The organism is Phocaeicola sartorii JCM 17136 = DSM 21941, assembly GCF_054653615.1.
In genome coordinates this window covers 1,791,280-1,807,016 of record NZ_BAAIFW010000005.1, presented here as the reverse complement: position 1 = coordinate 1,807,016, position 15,737 = coordinate 1,791,280, and the positions used below count along the sequence as shown (strand labels likewise).

Annotated in this window: 11 protein-coding genes and 1 pseudogene; 10 read left to right on the top strand and 2 right to left on the bottom strand. The window is 44.4% G+C overall.

The annotated features are described in order from the left end of the window. The first annotated feature begins 113 nt into the window (after nucleotides 1-113). Entirely contained in the window at nucleotides 114-1,481 is a 1,368-nt protein-coding gene (locus ACYQ0C_RS07570) for an MATE family efflux transporter (RefSeq protein ID WP_016276748.1), read from the top strand. On the opposite strand, the gene ACYQ0C_RS07565 is transcribed toward ACYQ0C_RS07570, so the two are convergent. Beyond that, nucleotides 1,432-3,294, bottom strand: coding sequence for an SLC13 family permease (locus tag ACYQ0C_RS07565; protein WP_016276749.1), 1,863 nt, complete (start codon nucleotides 3,292-3,294; stop codon nucleotides 1,432-1,434). The two genes, ACYQ0C_RS07570 and ACYQ0C_RS07565, sit on opposite strands and share 50 nt — an antisense overlap. 188 nt (nucleotides 3,295-3,482) lie before the next feature. Here ACYQ0C_RS07565 and ACYQ0C_RS07560 point away from each other — a divergent pair, with 188 nt between their 5' ends. From ACYQ0C_RS07560 to ACYQ0C_RS07530, 7 genes are all read left to right on the top strand, one after another. Further along, complete coding sequence (locus ACYQ0C_RS07560; RefSeq protein ID WP_016276750.1) at nucleotides 3,483-3,890, top strand: PaaI family thioesterase; 408 nt, start codon at nucleotides 3,483-3,485, stop codon at nucleotides 3,888-3,890. Continuing rightward, nucleotides 3,887-5,029: an isochorismate synthase gene (locus ACYQ0C_RS07555; protein ID WP_016276751.1), complete on the top strand. Its 1,143-nt coding sequence runs from the start codon at nucleotides 3,887-3,889 to the stop codon at nucleotides 5,027-5,029. Before ACYQ0C_RS07560 ends, ACYQ0C_RS07555 begins: the two co-directional genes overlap by 4 nt. Nucleotides 5,030-5,055: 26 nt before the next feature. Then, nucleotides 5,056-6,729, top strand: coding sequence for a 2-succinyl-5-enolpyruvyl-6-hydroxy-3-cyclohexene-1-carboxylic-acid synthase (gene menD, locus ACYQ0C_RS07550; protein ID WP_016276752.1), 1,674 nt, complete (start codon nucleotides 5,056-5,058; stop codon nucleotides 6,727-6,729). Continuing rightward, nucleotides 6,729-7,550: a 1,4-dihydroxy-2-naphthoyl-CoA synthase gene (menB, locus tag ACYQ0C_RS07545; RefSeq protein WP_005840491.1), complete on the top strand. Its 822-nt coding sequence runs from the start codon at nucleotides 6,729-6,731 to the stop codon at nucleotides 7,548-7,550. Before menD ends, menB begins: the two co-directional genes overlap by 1 nt. 77 nt (nucleotides 7,551-7,627) lie before the next feature. Continuing rightward, on the top strand, nucleotides 7,628-8,683 hold the full coding sequence (gene menC / locus ACYQ0C_RS07540; protein WP_016276753.1) for an o-succinylbenzoate synthase: 1,056 nt from the start codon (nucleotides 7,628-7,630) through the stop codon (nucleotides 8,681-8,683). After that, nucleotides 8,680-9,765, top strand: coding sequence for an AMP-binding protein (locus tag ACYQ0C_RS07535; protein ID WP_016276754.1), 1,086 nt, complete (start codon nucleotides 8,680-8,682; stop codon nucleotides 9,763-9,765). Before menC ends, ACYQ0C_RS07535 begins: the two co-directional genes overlap by 4 nt. 254 nt (nucleotides 9,766-10,019) lie before the next feature. Next, on the top strand, nucleotides 10,020-10,904 hold the full coding sequence (locus ACYQ0C_RS07530; protein ID WP_016276755.1) for a helix-turn-helix domain-containing protein: 885 nt from the start codon (nucleotides 10,020-10,022) through the stop codon (nucleotides 10,902-10,904). A 56-nt stretch (nucleotides 10,905-10,960) separates the two neighbouring features. Here the strand turns inward: ACYQ0C_RS07530 and ACYQ0C_RS07525 are convergent, their stop codons facing one another. After that, nucleotides 10,961-11,137, bottom strand: a complete 177-nt coding sequence (locus ACYQ0C_RS07525; RefSeq protein ID WP_016276756.1) for a DUF4250 domain-containing protein — start codon at nucleotides 11,135-11,137, stop codon at nucleotides 10,961-10,963. Between the two features lie 940 nt (nucleotides 11,138-12,077). Between ACYQ0C_RS07525 and ACYQ0C_RS07520 the strand changes: the two genes are divergently transcribed. Further along, nucleotides 12,078-14,051 (top strand): hypothetical protein, encoded by a 1,974-nt coding sequence (locus ACYQ0C_RS07520; RefSeq protein WP_016276758.1) that lies wholly within the window; start codon nucleotides 12,078-12,080, stop codon nucleotides 14,049-14,051. Between the two features lie 141 nt (nucleotides 14,052-14,192). Then, nucleotides 14,193-15,734 (top strand): annotated as a pseudogene (locus ACYQ0C_RS07515) (RNA-binding domain-containing protein). Nucleotides 15,735-15,737: the final 3 nt, after the last annotated feature.

The window sequence follows — 15,737 nt, the reverse complement described above, 5'->3', positions numbered from 1 at the left end:
AAGGGCATTCCGAGTATTAAATAGACAATCCCTATTGTTGTTTGATATTTAATTCCCTACCTTCGCAATAAATTTCAAAATAAACAGGAAATAGAATAGAACAGACACGCATCATGTTATCTAAAATAGACTTGACGCAGGGAGGCATCACCGGCACGCTACTACGTTTTACCTTGCCTATGATTATAGGCTCACTGCTACAACAGTGTTACAATATAGCCGATACGCTGATTGTAGGACAATGTATAGGTTCCGGTGCGTTGGCCGCTGTCGGTTCCGCCTACACGCTGATGGTTTTCCTTACTTCCATCCTGCTGGGATTGTCTATGGGAAGCGGAACCGTTTTTTCCTTGCAATATGGAGCCGGACGGACGGATTCCCTACGCCGTAGCATCTATGTATCCGCCCTGCTGATCGGCACAGTAACATTGATTCTAAATATAGCGGTTTTCGTCTGGATGCATCCCATCCTCAGGTTATTGCAGATTCCCAAAGATATTTATGGCATGATGTATGATTACCTGTGGATTATCTTTTGGGGAATCGGCTTTACCTTTATCTATAATTTCTATGCAGCATTGCTGCGTGCCATAGGAGATGCCGTCACTCCTCTTTGGTTTCTGGCGGTTTCCGTTGTACTGAACATCGGGCTGGATTTGTTCTTTATCTTGCAGTTGGATTGGGGAATCAAGGGAGCAGCCATCGCCACGGTAGCCGCACAGGGAGTATCCGCTTTGGGAATTATGGGATATGTCTACGTGAAATATCCCGAACTGAGATTACACCGCAACGACCTGCATTTCGACCGTCACTGCCTGAAAGAGATCACTTCGTTCTCCGCACTGACCTGTGTACAACAGTCGGTGATGAATCTGGGCATTCTGATGGTACAAGGATTGGTCAACAGTTTTGGCACTGTAGTCATGGCCGCCTTTGCGGCAGCAATAAAAATAGACTCGTTTGCCTATATGCCGGTACAGGAATTCGGAAATGCCTTTTCCACCTTTATTGCCCAGAACTTCGGAGCGAGAAAAGAGGAACGGATCCGCAAAGGAGTGAAAAGTGCCTTGATTACCACCGTTCTCTTCTCTCTGGTCATTTCCATTCTGGTCTTTTTATTCGCCAAACCATTGATGCTGATTTTTGTCCGCCCCCACGAAACGGAAATTCTGAACATCGGTATCAGTTATTTACGCATCGAGGGAGCGTTTTATTGCGGAATCGGGATTTTGTTCCTGTTGTACGGATATTATCGTGCCATCCGTATGCCGGGAATGTCCGTAGTACTCACAGTGGTATCGTTGGGAACCCGTGTAGCCCTTTCCTATTGGCTTGCCGGCATTCCTGCCATCGGGGTCATCGGAATCTGGTGGTCTATTCCTATCGGATGGTTTATAGCGGACGTCATCGGAATCATATATTATAAACAACTTAAAAAGGAAACAGCAAAGGAAGTACCAGCACCATCACAATGCCCATAATAATCTGCAACGGCAGACCTACCTTTACATAATCCATAAAGGCATATTGTCCGGCAGGCATCACCAGCGCATTGGGCGGAGTGGAGAATGGCGAAGCGAAACACATACTTGCCCCCAGTGTCACCGCAAAGAGAAAAGGTACGGGACTTACCCCTATCTGCGTTGCACTTTGCATCGCGATAGGAGCCAGAAGCACTGCGGTAGCCGTGTTGCTGATAAACATCGTCATCAGGGAAGTAGTGAAATAAATACCCGCCATCAACGCCAACGGTCCGTATGTCCCAAGTTCACTGACCAGACTGTTCGAAATATATTCGGAAGCCCCTGTTTTTTCCAAAGCCAGCGACATAGGCAGCATGGCCGCAATGAGTACGATGCTTTCCCAGTTAATGGTTTTGTAAGCCGCCTCCACATTGCGGAAACATCCCGTCAGTACCATCAAGATACCCGCAATCATCACCGCCGTCACCGGAGCTACCGGAATGAAGTCGAACACCATCATTGCCACCATCAGCACCATGATAACCGCAGCCACCGGTGCTTTGTAATCCAGCGTGACCTTCGCAGCCTCAGCCAGCGGTTGTCCCAGTACCACCCAGTCGGCATCTTCCTTGCTCAGCCGGGCGATATTGTTCCATGTACCCTGCACCAGCAACACATCCCCGCTATGAATCCGCTCATTGCCCAAGTCCTGCAACAAATATTCCTTCTTCCGGCGGATACCCAGTACATTCACATTAAACTTATCACGAAAGCCCGCCCCCTTTATCGTCAGGTTTATCAGATTGGAGGAAGGCATCAAAACGATTTCAGCAATACCTATGTCATAAAAATCCAATGAATTGGCAGAGTTTTTCGCTTCTTCGGTAGTATGCTCGTCCAGCATCTCCAGGAGATAATCCTCGGCAAACAATTTTATTTTCTCAAAATCCCCTGTCACATACAGAATATCCTCTTTCTGAAGAACTGTACCGGGGTCGGCCAACTTCTGAGTAATTGTTTTCAGGAAGCGATGTTGTGACATATCCCCACGACGCACCTCCAGTATATTCAATCCATACTTGCGCCGGATATCCAACTCTATAATCGTCTTTCCATGTAACCGGGAGTCACCTACCACCCTCAACCGGAACAAATTACTGGACAGCCCGTATTCCTTCACCAACTGTTTCAGGGATTTGCCCGAATGAACATTGTCTTCCCCGTTTTTCCCCCGTTTCGAAAGAAACCATTTACTGAGCGGAAGCAACACCAAAGTACCCACTGCCACACAAATAATCCCTACCGGAAAAAAAGAGAAGAACGAAAGCGGAGGGAAACCGGCCGAAGTCAACGCATTTTGAATAACAAGGTTGGGCGGTGTACCAATCAGTGTCATCATACCTCCCATACTGCTGGCAAACGCCAACGGCATAAGCAGACGACTGGGATTCATGTTGGCACTGACTGCCAGACTGACCACGATAGGCAACATCAGAGCCACCGTACCTGTGTTGCTCACAAAAGCCCCGATAGCCGAAGTCACCAACATTACAAGCAAGAATAATTTCAATTCACTCTTACCCGCTAATTTCAGAATGTGTGAACTGATCATTTTGGCAAGTCCCGTCTGAAAAATCGCTCCGCCGACTACAAACAGCCCCACCATCATAATGACAACCGAATTGGAGAATCCGGACAAAGCTTCGTCAGGCGTCAATATCTGAAAAATCAACAAAGCCACTAAAGCACAAAGAGCCACAAGATCCGACCGTATCTTGCCATTTACAAAAAATACTGCGGACAGTACAAGGATAATAATCGTAATGAGCATAAGTATTAAATTATTGTTTTATTTATTCGTTGTTGCATTTGTACAAGTTCTTTTTGCAAAATAAGAAATATATTCCGAAACTAGAAACAAACCCCGAATGTTTTTGTTCTTAAAAGAACAACATTAACGACATTTTCATCTAAAATTTTCCTATTTTTGTAGCCTTATAGAAACGAACAGACATACAAATGATAGAAGAAACAACCTGCAAACCTGATTATTCGAATTCGATGGCGGAACATCTGGGCATCCGGTTTCTACCCTCCACCGAAGATACGGTACATGCCGAAATGCCTGTAGACCATCGTACTTCACAACCCTTTGGCATGTTGAACGGTGGCGCGTCATTGGCTCTGGCCGAGATTGTGGCAGGGCATGGCTCCATGTCGCTATGCCGGGAAGACGAATATGCCTGCGGAGTACAAGTAAGTGGAAATCATCTGTCGGCCGTGCCTGTCGGAGGCAAAGTATTCGCCACCGGCAAACTGATTCACCGCGGCAGATCCTCGCATATATGGAATATAGATATCACCAGCCCACAGGGACAACTGGTTTCTACTGTTCGTGTCGTTAATTTCATACTGAAAAAGAAATGAATCTACCAGATATACATACGCAAAATTTATTAGATTGCCTGACACACAGCCGCCTCGGTTTCGCCCTCTACCGGTTACCTTGGACAGACGAATGCTACCTGGTATTGCAAACCTCAGGCGATGTGGAACAATTAGCGGATATTCAGGAACTGAATGAAAAAAAGGGATTTGTCATGGCTCCTTTCCGGATATCGGAGGAACATCCCTTGGTACTTATCCGTCCGGATGTCACCGCATACGACTGGAGCGAAATCAGCGAAGCACTGTCTTCACTGGAATGTGCAGATGCCCTGCTTACCTGCAAAAGCCGGCAGAGTGAACTCTCGCCTTTTGTTTCCGAAGAAACGGATAAAGAACAATATACCCGTGCATTCGGGCGTTTCATCACTCCCTTACAAGAGAAGCAGTTCCAGAAACTGGTTCTGTCACGTTCTTCTGCCAGACATATCGGAGATGATTTTTCACCACTCGGCGCTTTTGTCCGGGCCTGCAACAACTATCCGCGCATGATGATTTACCTATGCCATACCCCCGCTTCCGGAACCTGGCTGGGCAGCACACCGGAAATCTTATTAAGCGGACACGGCAAAGAATGGCACACCGTGGCCCTGGCCGGTACCATGCCGATGCAGGACGAAGTAATGCCGACAGACTGGGACAAGAAAAACCAAGAAGAACAGGGCTATGTGGCTGATTACATCCGCCGGATCGCTAAAAAATTCGGCAACAAAATGACAGAAAAAGGTCCTTATACCGCCCGTGCCGGACAATTGGTACACCTCAAGACCGATTTTTATTTCTTGTTGAAAAATACAGACCATATAGGCAATTTATTGCAAGAACTCCATCCCACTCCCGCCGTCTGCGGCCTGCCCAAAGAGGAGGCTTTCCGGTTTATTCCGGACAATGAAGGGTACGACCGCAGTTATTATTCCGGATTCACCGGCTGGCTGGACACAGAGGGGCATACCGATATCTACGTCAATCTGCGCTGCATGGAAATAAAGCCGGGTGAAGCCATCCTGTATGCAGGAGGAGGAATACTGGCTTCCTCGGAAGTAGAATCGGAATGGGTGGAAACGGGAGACAAGATGAATACGATGCGAAGCATCCTTCATCCTGACTTTATAAGTAAATAAATGGAAACAATTAAAGTAGAAGAATAATGTATTCAGACAAAAAGAACATACTTCAGTTGGTGGCACTTCTCAAAGCGCACGGTGTGCGGAAAATAGTGCTTTGTCCCGGCAGCCGTAATGCTGCCATCGTACATACTTTGGCCAATATAGAGGACTTCACTTGTTATTCTGTAACCGATGAACGCAGTGCCGGTTTTTTTGCTATCGGCCTGGCTTTACAAGGCGGAGGTCCTGCCGCAGTATGCTGCACCTCCGGTTCGGCCCTGCTGAACCTGCACCCTGCCGTAGCCGAAGCCTTTTACCAACAAGTACCTCTGATTGTCATTTCCGCCGACCGCCCCGCCGCCTGGATAGGACAAATGGACGGACAAACCCTGCCCCAGCCCCATGTGTTCGGAACGTTAGTCAAGATGTCTGTCAACCTGCCCGAAGTACATACAGAGGAAGACGAATGGTTTTGCAACCGCCTTATCAACGAAGCCATACTGGAAACCACCCACCACGGCAAAGGACCTGTACATATCAATGTACCTATTTCCGAACCCATCTACCGCTTCACCGCCAAAACACTTCCCGAAGTACGTGTCATCACCCGTTATCAGGGACTGAGCGTGTACGACCGTGACTATAAGGAACTGATCGAACGGCTGAACAAGTACAACAAGCGCATGGTCGTGGTAGGCCAGATGAGTCTGATTTACCTGTTCGAGAAAAAATATGTGAAACCGCTTTATAAACATTTCGCCTGGTTGACGGAACATCTGGGCAATCAGACCATCCCCGGCATTCCTATCAAGAATTTCGACGCCGCCGTTTATTCCATGACGCCGGAGCGCCAGGAAGACATGGCCCCCGAAATACTGATTACCTACGGCGGACACATCGTATCTAAACAACTAAAGAAATACCTGCGCAACCATCCCCCGCGCGAACACTGGCATGTTGCCGCTGACGGAAAGATAGCCGATTTATACGGTTGCCTGACCACTGTCATCGAGATGGATCCGTTTGAGTTCTTGGAAAAAATAGCTTTCCTGCTGGACAACAAACCGACCCATTATCCGCTGATGTGGGAAAACTATTGCAAAACCATTCCGATGCCGAACCTTGCCTATTCCGAAATCTCCGTTATCGGAAAACTCATCCGGGCATTGCCCGAACCCTGTGCCCTGCATCTGGCAAACAGCTCCACCGTGCGCTATGCACAGTTATTTACAGTTCCTCCCCGGGTGGAAATCTGTTGCAACCGGGGCGTGAACGGCATAGAAGGCTCCCTGTCCACCGCCATCGGTTATGCCGCCGCTTCCAGCAAGCTGAATTTCATCATCATAGGCGACTTGAGCTTCTTCTATGACATGAACGCTCTGTGGAATCAAAATTACGGTGCCAACATCCGCATCCTGTTACTGAATAACGAAGGAGGAGAAATATTCCATACCCTGCCTGGAATGGACAAATCAAGCCGTTCCAGGGAGTTTATCACAGCCGAGCATTACACCACCGCCAAAGGCTGGGCGGAAGAACGCGGCTTTATTTACATGAAAGTGACCGGAGAAGAAGAGCTGGAAGAAGCGATGCAGCCATTCACCTCACCCGAGACACGAATGCAACCCATGCTGCTGGAAGTGTTTACCGACAAGGAAAAAGACACCACCCTGTTAAGAGAATATTATCACGGACTTAAAAATAAAAATGAATAATGGAAACAAGAGAATGGAAAACCATCAAAGAATATCAGGATATTCTGTTTGACTTTTACAATGGAATAGCGAAAATCACCATCAACCGTCCGCGTTACCGCAACGCGTTCACCCCCACCACCACTTCGGAAATCAGCGATGCCCTGTATTACTGCCGCGAGTGCCAGGATATCAATGTAGTGGTTCTGACCGGAGCAGGCGACAAAGCCTTCTGCAGCGGGGGCGATATGCATGTAAAAGGTCATGGCGGCTATATCGGCACGGATGGAGTTCCCCGTCTGAATGTGCTGGACGTACAAAAGCAAATCCGGTCACTGCCGAAACCGGTCATCGCCATGGTAAACGGTTACGCCATCGGCGGCGGCCATGTGCTGCATGTGGTATGCGATCTGACCATTGCCTCAGAGAATGCCATCTTCGGACAGACAGGCCCCAAGGTAGGCAGCTTCGACGCTGGATTCGGCTCTTCCTATCTGGCACGCATCGTAGGGCAGAAGAAAGCCCGTGAAATATGGTTCCTTTGCCGCCAATACTCCGCACAGGAAGCACTGGAAATGGGATTGGTCAATACAGTCGTTCCTTTCGACCGCCTAGAAGACGAAACCGTGGCATGGGCGGAAAAGATGATGGAACACAGCCCGCTCGCCCTCCGTATGATCAAGGCCGGACTGAATGCCGAACTGGACGGACAAGCCGGCATACAGGAACTTGCCGGAGATGCCACCATGCTGTATTACATGACAGAGGAAGCGCAGGAAGGAGGAAAGGCATTTTTGGAAAAGCGCAAGCCACGGTTCCAGGATTATCCGAAGTTCCCATAATCAGTGGTTCATTTTTCCGGTGGAGGACAACCCAATAGTCCTCCTTGCTTCCCATTAACCACTAATCACTAATAAGAATGTTCCAAACCCGAATTATAAAAAAACAACTACACTTCAAGCAACCGGCAGGTACTTCCAGAGGAGTATATACCACCCGGGATGTATGGTACATCCTCCTCACCGACACCGGCAGCCGCCACTATGGCGTGGGTGAATGCGCCCCTCTCCCTGCCTTGAGTTGTGACGATATCCCCTCATACGACGAGGTGTTGGCTACTGCCTGCAAAAACCTGGAAAAGAACGGAGAAATAGATCGGGAAGCCTTGCTTCCCTATCCGTCCATCCTGTTCGGTCTGGAAACCGCCCTGCTACATTTCCGGGCACACAGCCTGCAATTCTGGCACACCCCGTTCAGCAAAGGTAAAGAGGGCATCCCCATCAACGGACTTATCTGGATGGGAAACTTTGACGAGATGTACCGGCGCATCGGGGAAAAGATGCAGCAAGGCTTCCGCTGCATCAAACTCAAAATAGGTGCCATCGACTTTGAAAAGGAACTGGAACTGCTGGCGCACATCCGCCGGCATTTCACCCCAGCCCAAATCGAACTGCGTGTAGATGCCAACGGTGCTTTCTCTCCTGCAGATGCCCTCGAAAAGTTACATCGTCTTTCCGAATTCCGGCTCCATTCCATCGAACAACCCATCCGTGCGGGGCAATGGGATGAAATGGCCCGCCTCTGTGCCGCCACCCCCTTCCCCATTGCACTGGATGAAGAGCTGATAGGCATCAACCGGCGCGACCGCAAGATAGAACTGCTGGAAACCATCCATCCTCAATACATTATCCTGAAACCTTCTCTGCACGGAGGAATCAGCGGCTCCGAAGAATGGATGGAACTGGCGGCTGAAAGAGGCATCGGTTCATGGGTCACTTCCGCTCTGGAGTCCAATATCGGACTGAATGCCATCGCACAATGGTGTGCCACCTTACAGCCCGCCCTTCCCCAAGGACTAGGTACCGGTTTGCTGTTTACCGACAATATAGACTATCCGCTTCACATCGAAGGGGACTGCCTTTGGTTCCACCCCGAAGAACAAGAACCCGACTTACTAAACTGGTTGAAACAATGACAAAATTCTGCACCAATAGAAACAAACAAACCATTCTGATAGAAAGTATCCCCTACTCCAATTGGGAAATTGAAATGGTAAGAATGAATATCCCTGCCGACAACCGAAGTTTCCGGCAGGAACTTTTCTCCTTTCTTTCCGAATGGTTTGACCCGGCAGACACCCTGCTGGTACATACCTCAGGCTCCACCGGCAAACCCAAGGAACTGCATGTAGAAAAAGAACACATGATGGAAAGCGCCTGCCTCACCTGTTCCTTCCTCGGACTACAAAAAGAAGATTCCGCCCTGCTCTGTATGCCCTTACAATACATTGCCGGAAAAATGGTGGTAGTACGTGCCTTGGTAGCGGGATTGGACTTGCTGCCTGTCACTCCATCCGGGCATCCTTTAAAAGACCTGACAAAAGCCCCCGTCTTTGCTGCCATGATCCCCATGCAAGTCTATAACTCACTACAAGTACCCGAAGAGAGAGCGATATTGCAACAAATCAGACACCTCATTATCGGAGGAGGTCCTATCGACTCCCAACTGAACGCTGCGTTAAAAGATTTCCCTCATGCCGTATGGTCTACCTACGGCATGACCGAGACCTTGTCACACATTGCCCTACGCAGACTGAACGGTCCTGAAGCTTCAGACTGGTACACCCCTTTCGAGAGCATACAGATTCGTCTGAGTAAAGAAAACACCTTGGTGATATACGCTCCCCAGATTTGCGAAAAAGAGTTGGTGACCAATGACATAGCCGAAACAAACGGGCAGAACCAATTCCGCATTCTAGGCAGAAAAGACAACACGATCAATACCGGAGGAGTGAAAGTGCAAATAGAACAGGTAGAGGCCGCATTGAAAGAACACCTGTCCGTTCCTTTCTTAATCACCTCCGCTCCTGATGAAAAATTCGGAGAAATCATTGTGCTGCTTGCCGAAGGGCAACTGCCCGATGACATAGAACAGACCTGCACACATCAATTACCCCCCTACTGGCGCCCCAAACGTTTTATTCCGGTATTCAAACTTCCCCTGACAGAAACCGGGAAACCCGACCGTGCCATAGCCAAATTACTGGCGCAAAAATAACTCCGCTCCATTCATAAAGGGTGAATTCAAAAAGATCTTTTTGATTTGTTTTTGAATTCACCTTTCTTTCTGTAAAAAAGAATAAATTTCCGTACTTTCCTCCAACATACGGAAAGCTAAACTGTTCTCCTGCCATAGTATTAAAAAAATCAAATACACGTATTTTTTTTCTGTTTTATTTTCCCTTATATCCACTACTTCCGGAGGAATGTATCATTAAATTCTAATTTTGCGAACTTAGATTTGATAAAAGTATGTTATATAATAACCAAAACCAACAGAATATCAAAGAAAGACTATCCAGCCAAGACTTTGGACTTTATATGAATGCGCACACAGTGCCTTTCAGCAAATACCCTTCTTATCTGCAGGTAGGAATTCTAGGTATGTGTACAGAAGGAAATGCCGAGATCCGGATTGGCTCCCGGAAATATGTCATTTGCGCAAACGACCTTCTTATTTTCATGCCAGGATTTCTGGTTTCATTTATAAAATCCAGTCTCACTTTCACCATCAATTATTGTACTTTTTCAAACGCCCTTTTTTACGACGTGATCAATGGAAGTATCAAACGCTTTCCGACTGGTTTTCATACCTACACCCAGACCCACTGCGTGTATTCGTTATCCCAAGAGAAAGCGGAGCAGTTCTCCATCTATTTCCGGTTATTATACACCAGAGCGACTTCGCCAACTTATTTATTTATAAAAGAATCCATCACCAATCTACTGAAGCTGCCTTTTCTGGAACTCTATGCAGACTATTGCAACACGGTAAAAGAACATAAATCCACCACCTTGCACAAAGAAGAAATCGGATACTTCTTTCTGGATTTGTTACTAAAACATTACAAGGAAAACAAAGAAGTGGCGTTCTATGCCGAAAAGCTGCATGTATCCTCCAAATACCTGACCGAAGCCTTGACTCTGGTAAGCGGAAAATCTCCTAAAGAGTGGATTATACATTATACTTTGCAAGAGATTTACGCACTATTGGAGAATCCATCCATCAGCATACAGGAAATTGTTCAAAGAACCCGGTTTTCCAATCTCGCCACCTTGAGACGTTTCTTCAAGAGGCATACCGGAGCATCCTTGCTGCAATACCGAAAGCAAGACTTACATAAAAAAAATCAATAGAAACCCCATAAAAAATCAGCCCGTTTCCATTTTCCGGAACGGGCTGATCCTTTTATCTACCAAAACTTGTTGTTTTCCTTACTATACTCAAATCCGGCTGCCTTCAATTTTTTCACCAACAGTTCCTTGTCCACATTCATATCATCGCAAAGCTCATCCAGCGAAGGATAGCAGTCACGAAGTTTCATATTCACCATGCTGAAAAGCATCATCGGGTCGTCAGGTAATTCCATATCAATATCTCCTTTTTTAAAATCGGATGCAAAGTTACAAAACTTTTCATAATGATCCGTATTCTATCGCTTAATATCTGTTTGACAAGCCGCTGTCACTTGCAGAAGGGATGTTGGCTTTTAAAGAATACATCCAGCAGGCTGAAGGCAAGACAAGGCCGATGCGCCCTTCGCCTGTATGATATTCCCTTAGTGAAGAAGCCGGCAAGCTTGAAAACGATAAAAACTACATTCTCGTAATGCAATTCCTGTCCGCTTCGCAGTCACACCTTCCCGAATTCAATTTTCACTATTTCTAATGATGACTACAGCGGTTGCTCTTGAAAAATGACGAGTTTTTTTTAAAGACCCTTTTGTTTTTTAAGTGCCGTCCATGCGTCGTAATCCTGTCTGAAGACATAGCAACCATAAACTCTATAAATAAAAAAGCGTGCACCTCACCAGAACTGCACGCTTTTGCTTATTGTTTATTATCTATTTCCTTATCGGAATCATTTGACCTCCTCAAAATCAACATATTATCTCTATAAGCAATTTACGTACACGTGTTGCAAATATATCGCAAATCCGAAAATAAGCATCTATAAGCAACAATGGCTCTCATCCACAAAAGTACACTTTTTCTTGATAAAGAACGCAGGATAAAAGCATAAAAATCAAAAGAAAACAGTGATTTTAACAGTTTCTCCGTTTTTATCCATAACTTTGTATCTGGAAACAGATGGTTTATACCCCAACAACAATAAGAAAAGGATGCAGATACATAACAATACATTGATAGCAGAATGTTCGACTTACGATTTCAAAGAAATGCTGGAACGCAAGAAAGTGAAGTCATGGCTTAAATCGGTGTCGGCATTTAGGCACGAAGATAAGTCTGGGAATGGACACGTGATTGTAAAAAACGCATTTTCATTCATTTCAATACCACTTTTTATTTATGATGGAAAATCGAGTATGTTTTTATTCTCCGAATGATTTAAGCATCGGTTATAATCTTGAACTTGCAGAAAAAGCAATTGCAAAGTATAAATCTGAGCTAGCTTCTACGTTAACAGACGTGATAGAATTATTCCACATCAAAAAACTCATAGATAATGATTGTCGATTGAAATGCTGGTCAGACACCATGTTTAATCAAATCAAAGAAGATATAAAAGATTATAATGCTATTATTGTAAAACACTTTGCCAAGCTAAATAGGAACTCTTTGGAGAACTGCTATGATGCATTAACTTGGGATTACAGACAAGCATTTTGGGACATTATTGACCAATTCAAATTATTTAATGTTATAGATAATAATTTTGTAAAACATATAGCAAAAGGCAAACAAAATGACTTGACAGAAATACTTCATTGCAGAAATGTTGTGGAAAAATTCAAAATCGAACTAAGGCAGATAATGCTTGAAGACAGTAATACGGCTCATATTCTCATAAATCATTATATCGCCAAACATGACAATATAGCTGATAGAAAAATTCACCTTCCTTCAAATCTATCAATGGACGACAAGGTTAAAATAATAAACTCATATTTAGATAGCAAAAAACCTAATTTAAATTATGTCCGCCTAATTTGTCAGAATAAGGATGACAAAAATGGACTAGTATTAGATCCCCAAACGAGAGTAAAAGCTGAACGTCTATCTCAAAAGCTGAACGATGAATTGATGTCCGACAGTCGTACTGTTAAAATTCCGCATAAAATAGCTATTGCATTTTCTAATGAAAACAATATAACACCAACAGACTATAGAATCGAAGAAGGTTGTCCTACTTTTTTATACAGCGTAAAGTATATTCGTTCCTGCAATTCTATAGAGCTGGTGGAGAATTGCAAAACCTTATTCTATTGGATAAATCGTCACGGACTATTGGAACTCATCAATAAAAGTAGTGAAATCGATGGATTAGAGATTGCTTTTATGGATAAAAGCAAAAATGCCTATCCAGATTACAGCTATTTCCATCAAAAGAACGACTTAGCATTATATCAAATATATGGGTACAACAAAGTATTAGCTCAATTAAACATGTCTTTTGAGCAAACGCTAAAAGAATTTTACGAAGTACATCTTTTCAACAAATATGGCTATCCTGCATTGAAATTGAACTACCCCAATATTGAAGATTGTTGGTTAAATAAATGCCGGATATTATTCCCTGAACTAGATTCTGTTGTCAAACAATATAACACCTATGTTCAGTATGATGAGATTGACAAAGATATCATAAGGTTAAGCAAGCCTTTGAAAATGACAGAAGGTAAAAGTCTTTTGCTTAACAAGTATTATGAAATCAATAAGGAGTCGTCAGAACTGCGTACAATACTAAACAACTTATTTGGCTCTAACACTCTACTTAGCTATATTAAGCCCTTTAAGGAGAAGCATTATCATAATCTTTTTGATTTATTAAATAACGAAGAGGTGTATTACGAGAACTACGAAGACTACAAAAGGGCTAGCATTGATTTCCTTATATCGCATAATGTTATAAAAAAGAACGAAAACGGACAACTGTCCATACCCAGTAATGATCTAAAAATCATATTAAAGTCCCTATGGGAATATCGTGTTTGTTCTTATTGGCATCATTCGGAGAAAGGAATGAAGTGCCTTGATGAAATGGTAGATAAAGGTTGGCTTATAAAAAACGACAATCTATTGACAAAAGAGGAGAAACAATACTTCAGCTACTACATGGATAATGGGGAGTTCACCAATGGATTTGCATATCGAAACCTCTATGCTCATGGCTGCATTATTTCTGAAGAAGATACCGAGAAACACCATATCGCATATTTGGTATTCTTACGGCTTTTAACTATACTAATTTTGAAAATTGAAGATGATTTATGGTGCGCAACAAAAGCCTTTGTTACAGGGATATTATCAACCACAAAATGAGATATTTTAGAGATATAGAAATCTGTTGGAGTGAATATTGCACATAATTAAGAACATCGTTCTAATTTAGTAGATTCTCCACTTTTATCCTTACCTTTGTATATAAACTTGGGCCTTACCCCTAACAATAATAAGAAAACGATGCAGATACATAACAATACATTGATAGCAGAATGCTCGACTTACGATTTCAAGGAAATGTTGGAACGCAAGAAGGTGAAGTCATGGCTTAAATCGGTGTCGGCATTCGCCAATACGGATGGCGGCAGTTTGTTCTATGGAATGAACGATGACGGAGTGATTGTAGGTTTGGAGAATCCGCAAGCCGATGCCGATTTTATCAGTGAAACGATAAAGGCAAGACTTGACCCTGTGCCGGAAGTTCAACTTATTCCGATAGAACACGAAGGACACTCCTTACTTGAAGTGAAAGTAAAGGCTGGAATGCTTACACCTTATTACTATTATCAGGATGGGACACGTACTGCGTATGTACGGGTTGGCAATGAAAGTGTAGAATGTAATTCACAACAACTTCTTTCGTTAGTATTAAAGGGTACGCACATGACATGGGATTCTCTTCCTACACAAGTGGATGCCAGCAAGCACTCTTTCATCATCCTTGCTAATACCTTCCGCGAGCAAACTCATCAGGAATGGAACGATAAGTATTTGGAATCATTCGGGCTTATCACTTCTGACGGAAAACTGACCAATGCCGGATTGCTGTTTGTGGATAATTGCACGGTATTTCAATCGCGTATTTTCTGTACACGTTGGACGGGACTTTATAAAGATGATGCTATCAGTTCCGTAGAGCATCGGGATAACCTCGTATTGCTCTTAAAATATGGCATGGACTTCATCAAGAACTACACCATGAGTGGATGAAGATGCCGAACTATCGTCTGAATCTCCCCGACTACTCTGACCGTGCCATCTTTGAAGGACTGGTAAACCACCTTATCCATAGAGATTATACTGTAATGGGCGGTGAAGTGCATATTGATATTTACGATGACCGTGTAGAACTGGTATCACCCGGTGCTATGCTTGACGGTACACAGATTCAAGACCGTGACATATACAAAGTGCCTTCCATGCGCCGTAACCCTGTCATTGCGGATGTGTTCACACAGTTGGACTATATGGAGAAACGTGGCTCCGGCTTACGCAAAATGCGAGAACTTACAGAGAAGTTACCCAATTTCCTGCAAGGAAAAGAACCGCAATATCAAACAGAAGCGACCTCTTTTTACACCACGTTCTATAATTTAAACTGGAACGAAAACGGAAGAATACCTGTTGAAGAAGTAGCCAACAGGGTAAATAGTACCCTCAAAAAGTACCCTGTAAACGAAGAATGTTCGGAGGAAAAGTTCGGTGAAAACCTTCGATAATACGCAAGAAAGTTCGGAGAAAGGTTCGGAGATAATACAAAAAAGTTCGGAGAAAAAGTTCGGAGATTCGAAAAACAAATCTAAAAGCATTGGAAAAACCGCACAAAAGATTATTGATTTCGTCATTTCTGACCCATCAATGTCTGCTGAAGCAATGGCCTACAAAATAGGAATAAGTTCCCGAGCCGTAGAAAAACATATTTCAAAGCTTCGTTCTATGGGAATTTTGTCTCGTGAAGGAGCGGACCATGGTGGCTATTGGCGCATAATTGTTAAACCATAAACA

Bases quoted from the DNA above. Each gene is read 5' to 3' on its own strand.
- ACYQ0C_RS07570 (WP_016276748.1), top strand. From the start codon at position 114: ATGTTATCTAAAATAGACTTGACGCAGGGAGGCATCACCGGCACGCTA.
- ACYQ0C_RS07565 (WP_016276749.1), bottom strand. From the start codon at position 3,294: ATGCTCATTACGATTATTATCCTTGTACTGTCCGCAGTATTTTTTGTA.
- ACYQ0C_RS07560 (WP_016276750.1), top strand. From the start codon at position 3,483: ATGATAGAAGAAACAACCTGCAAACCTGATTATTCGAATTCGATGGCG.
- ACYQ0C_RS07555 (WP_016276751.1), top strand. From the start codon at position 3,887: ATGAATCTACCAGATATACATACGCAAAATTTATTAGATTGCCTGACA.
- menD (WP_016276752.1), top strand. From the start codon at position 5,056: ATGTATTCAGACAAAAAGAACATACTTCAGTTGGTGGCACTTCTCAAA.
- menB (WP_005840491.1), top strand. From the start codon at position 6,729: ATGGAAACAAGAGAATGGAAAACCATCAAAGAATATCAGGATATTCTG.
- menC (WP_016276753.1), top strand. From the start codon at position 7,628: ATGTTCCAAACCCGAATTATAAAAAAACAACTACACTTCAAGCAACCG.
- ACYQ0C_RS07535 (WP_016276754.1), top strand. From the start codon at position 8,680: ATGACAAAATTCTGCACCAATAGAAACAAACAAACCATTCTGATAGAA.
- ACYQ0C_RS07530 (WP_016276755.1), top strand. From the start codon at position 10,020: ATGTTATATAATAACCAAAACCAACAGAATATCAAAGAAAGACTATCC.
- ACYQ0C_RS07525 (WP_016276756.1), bottom strand. From the start codon at position 11,137: ATGGAATTACCTGACGACCCGATGATGCTTTTCAGCATGGTGAATATG.
- ACYQ0C_RS07520 (WP_016276758.1), top strand. From the start codon at position 12,078: ATGATGGAAAATCGAGTATGTTTTTATTCTCCGAATGATTTAAGCATC.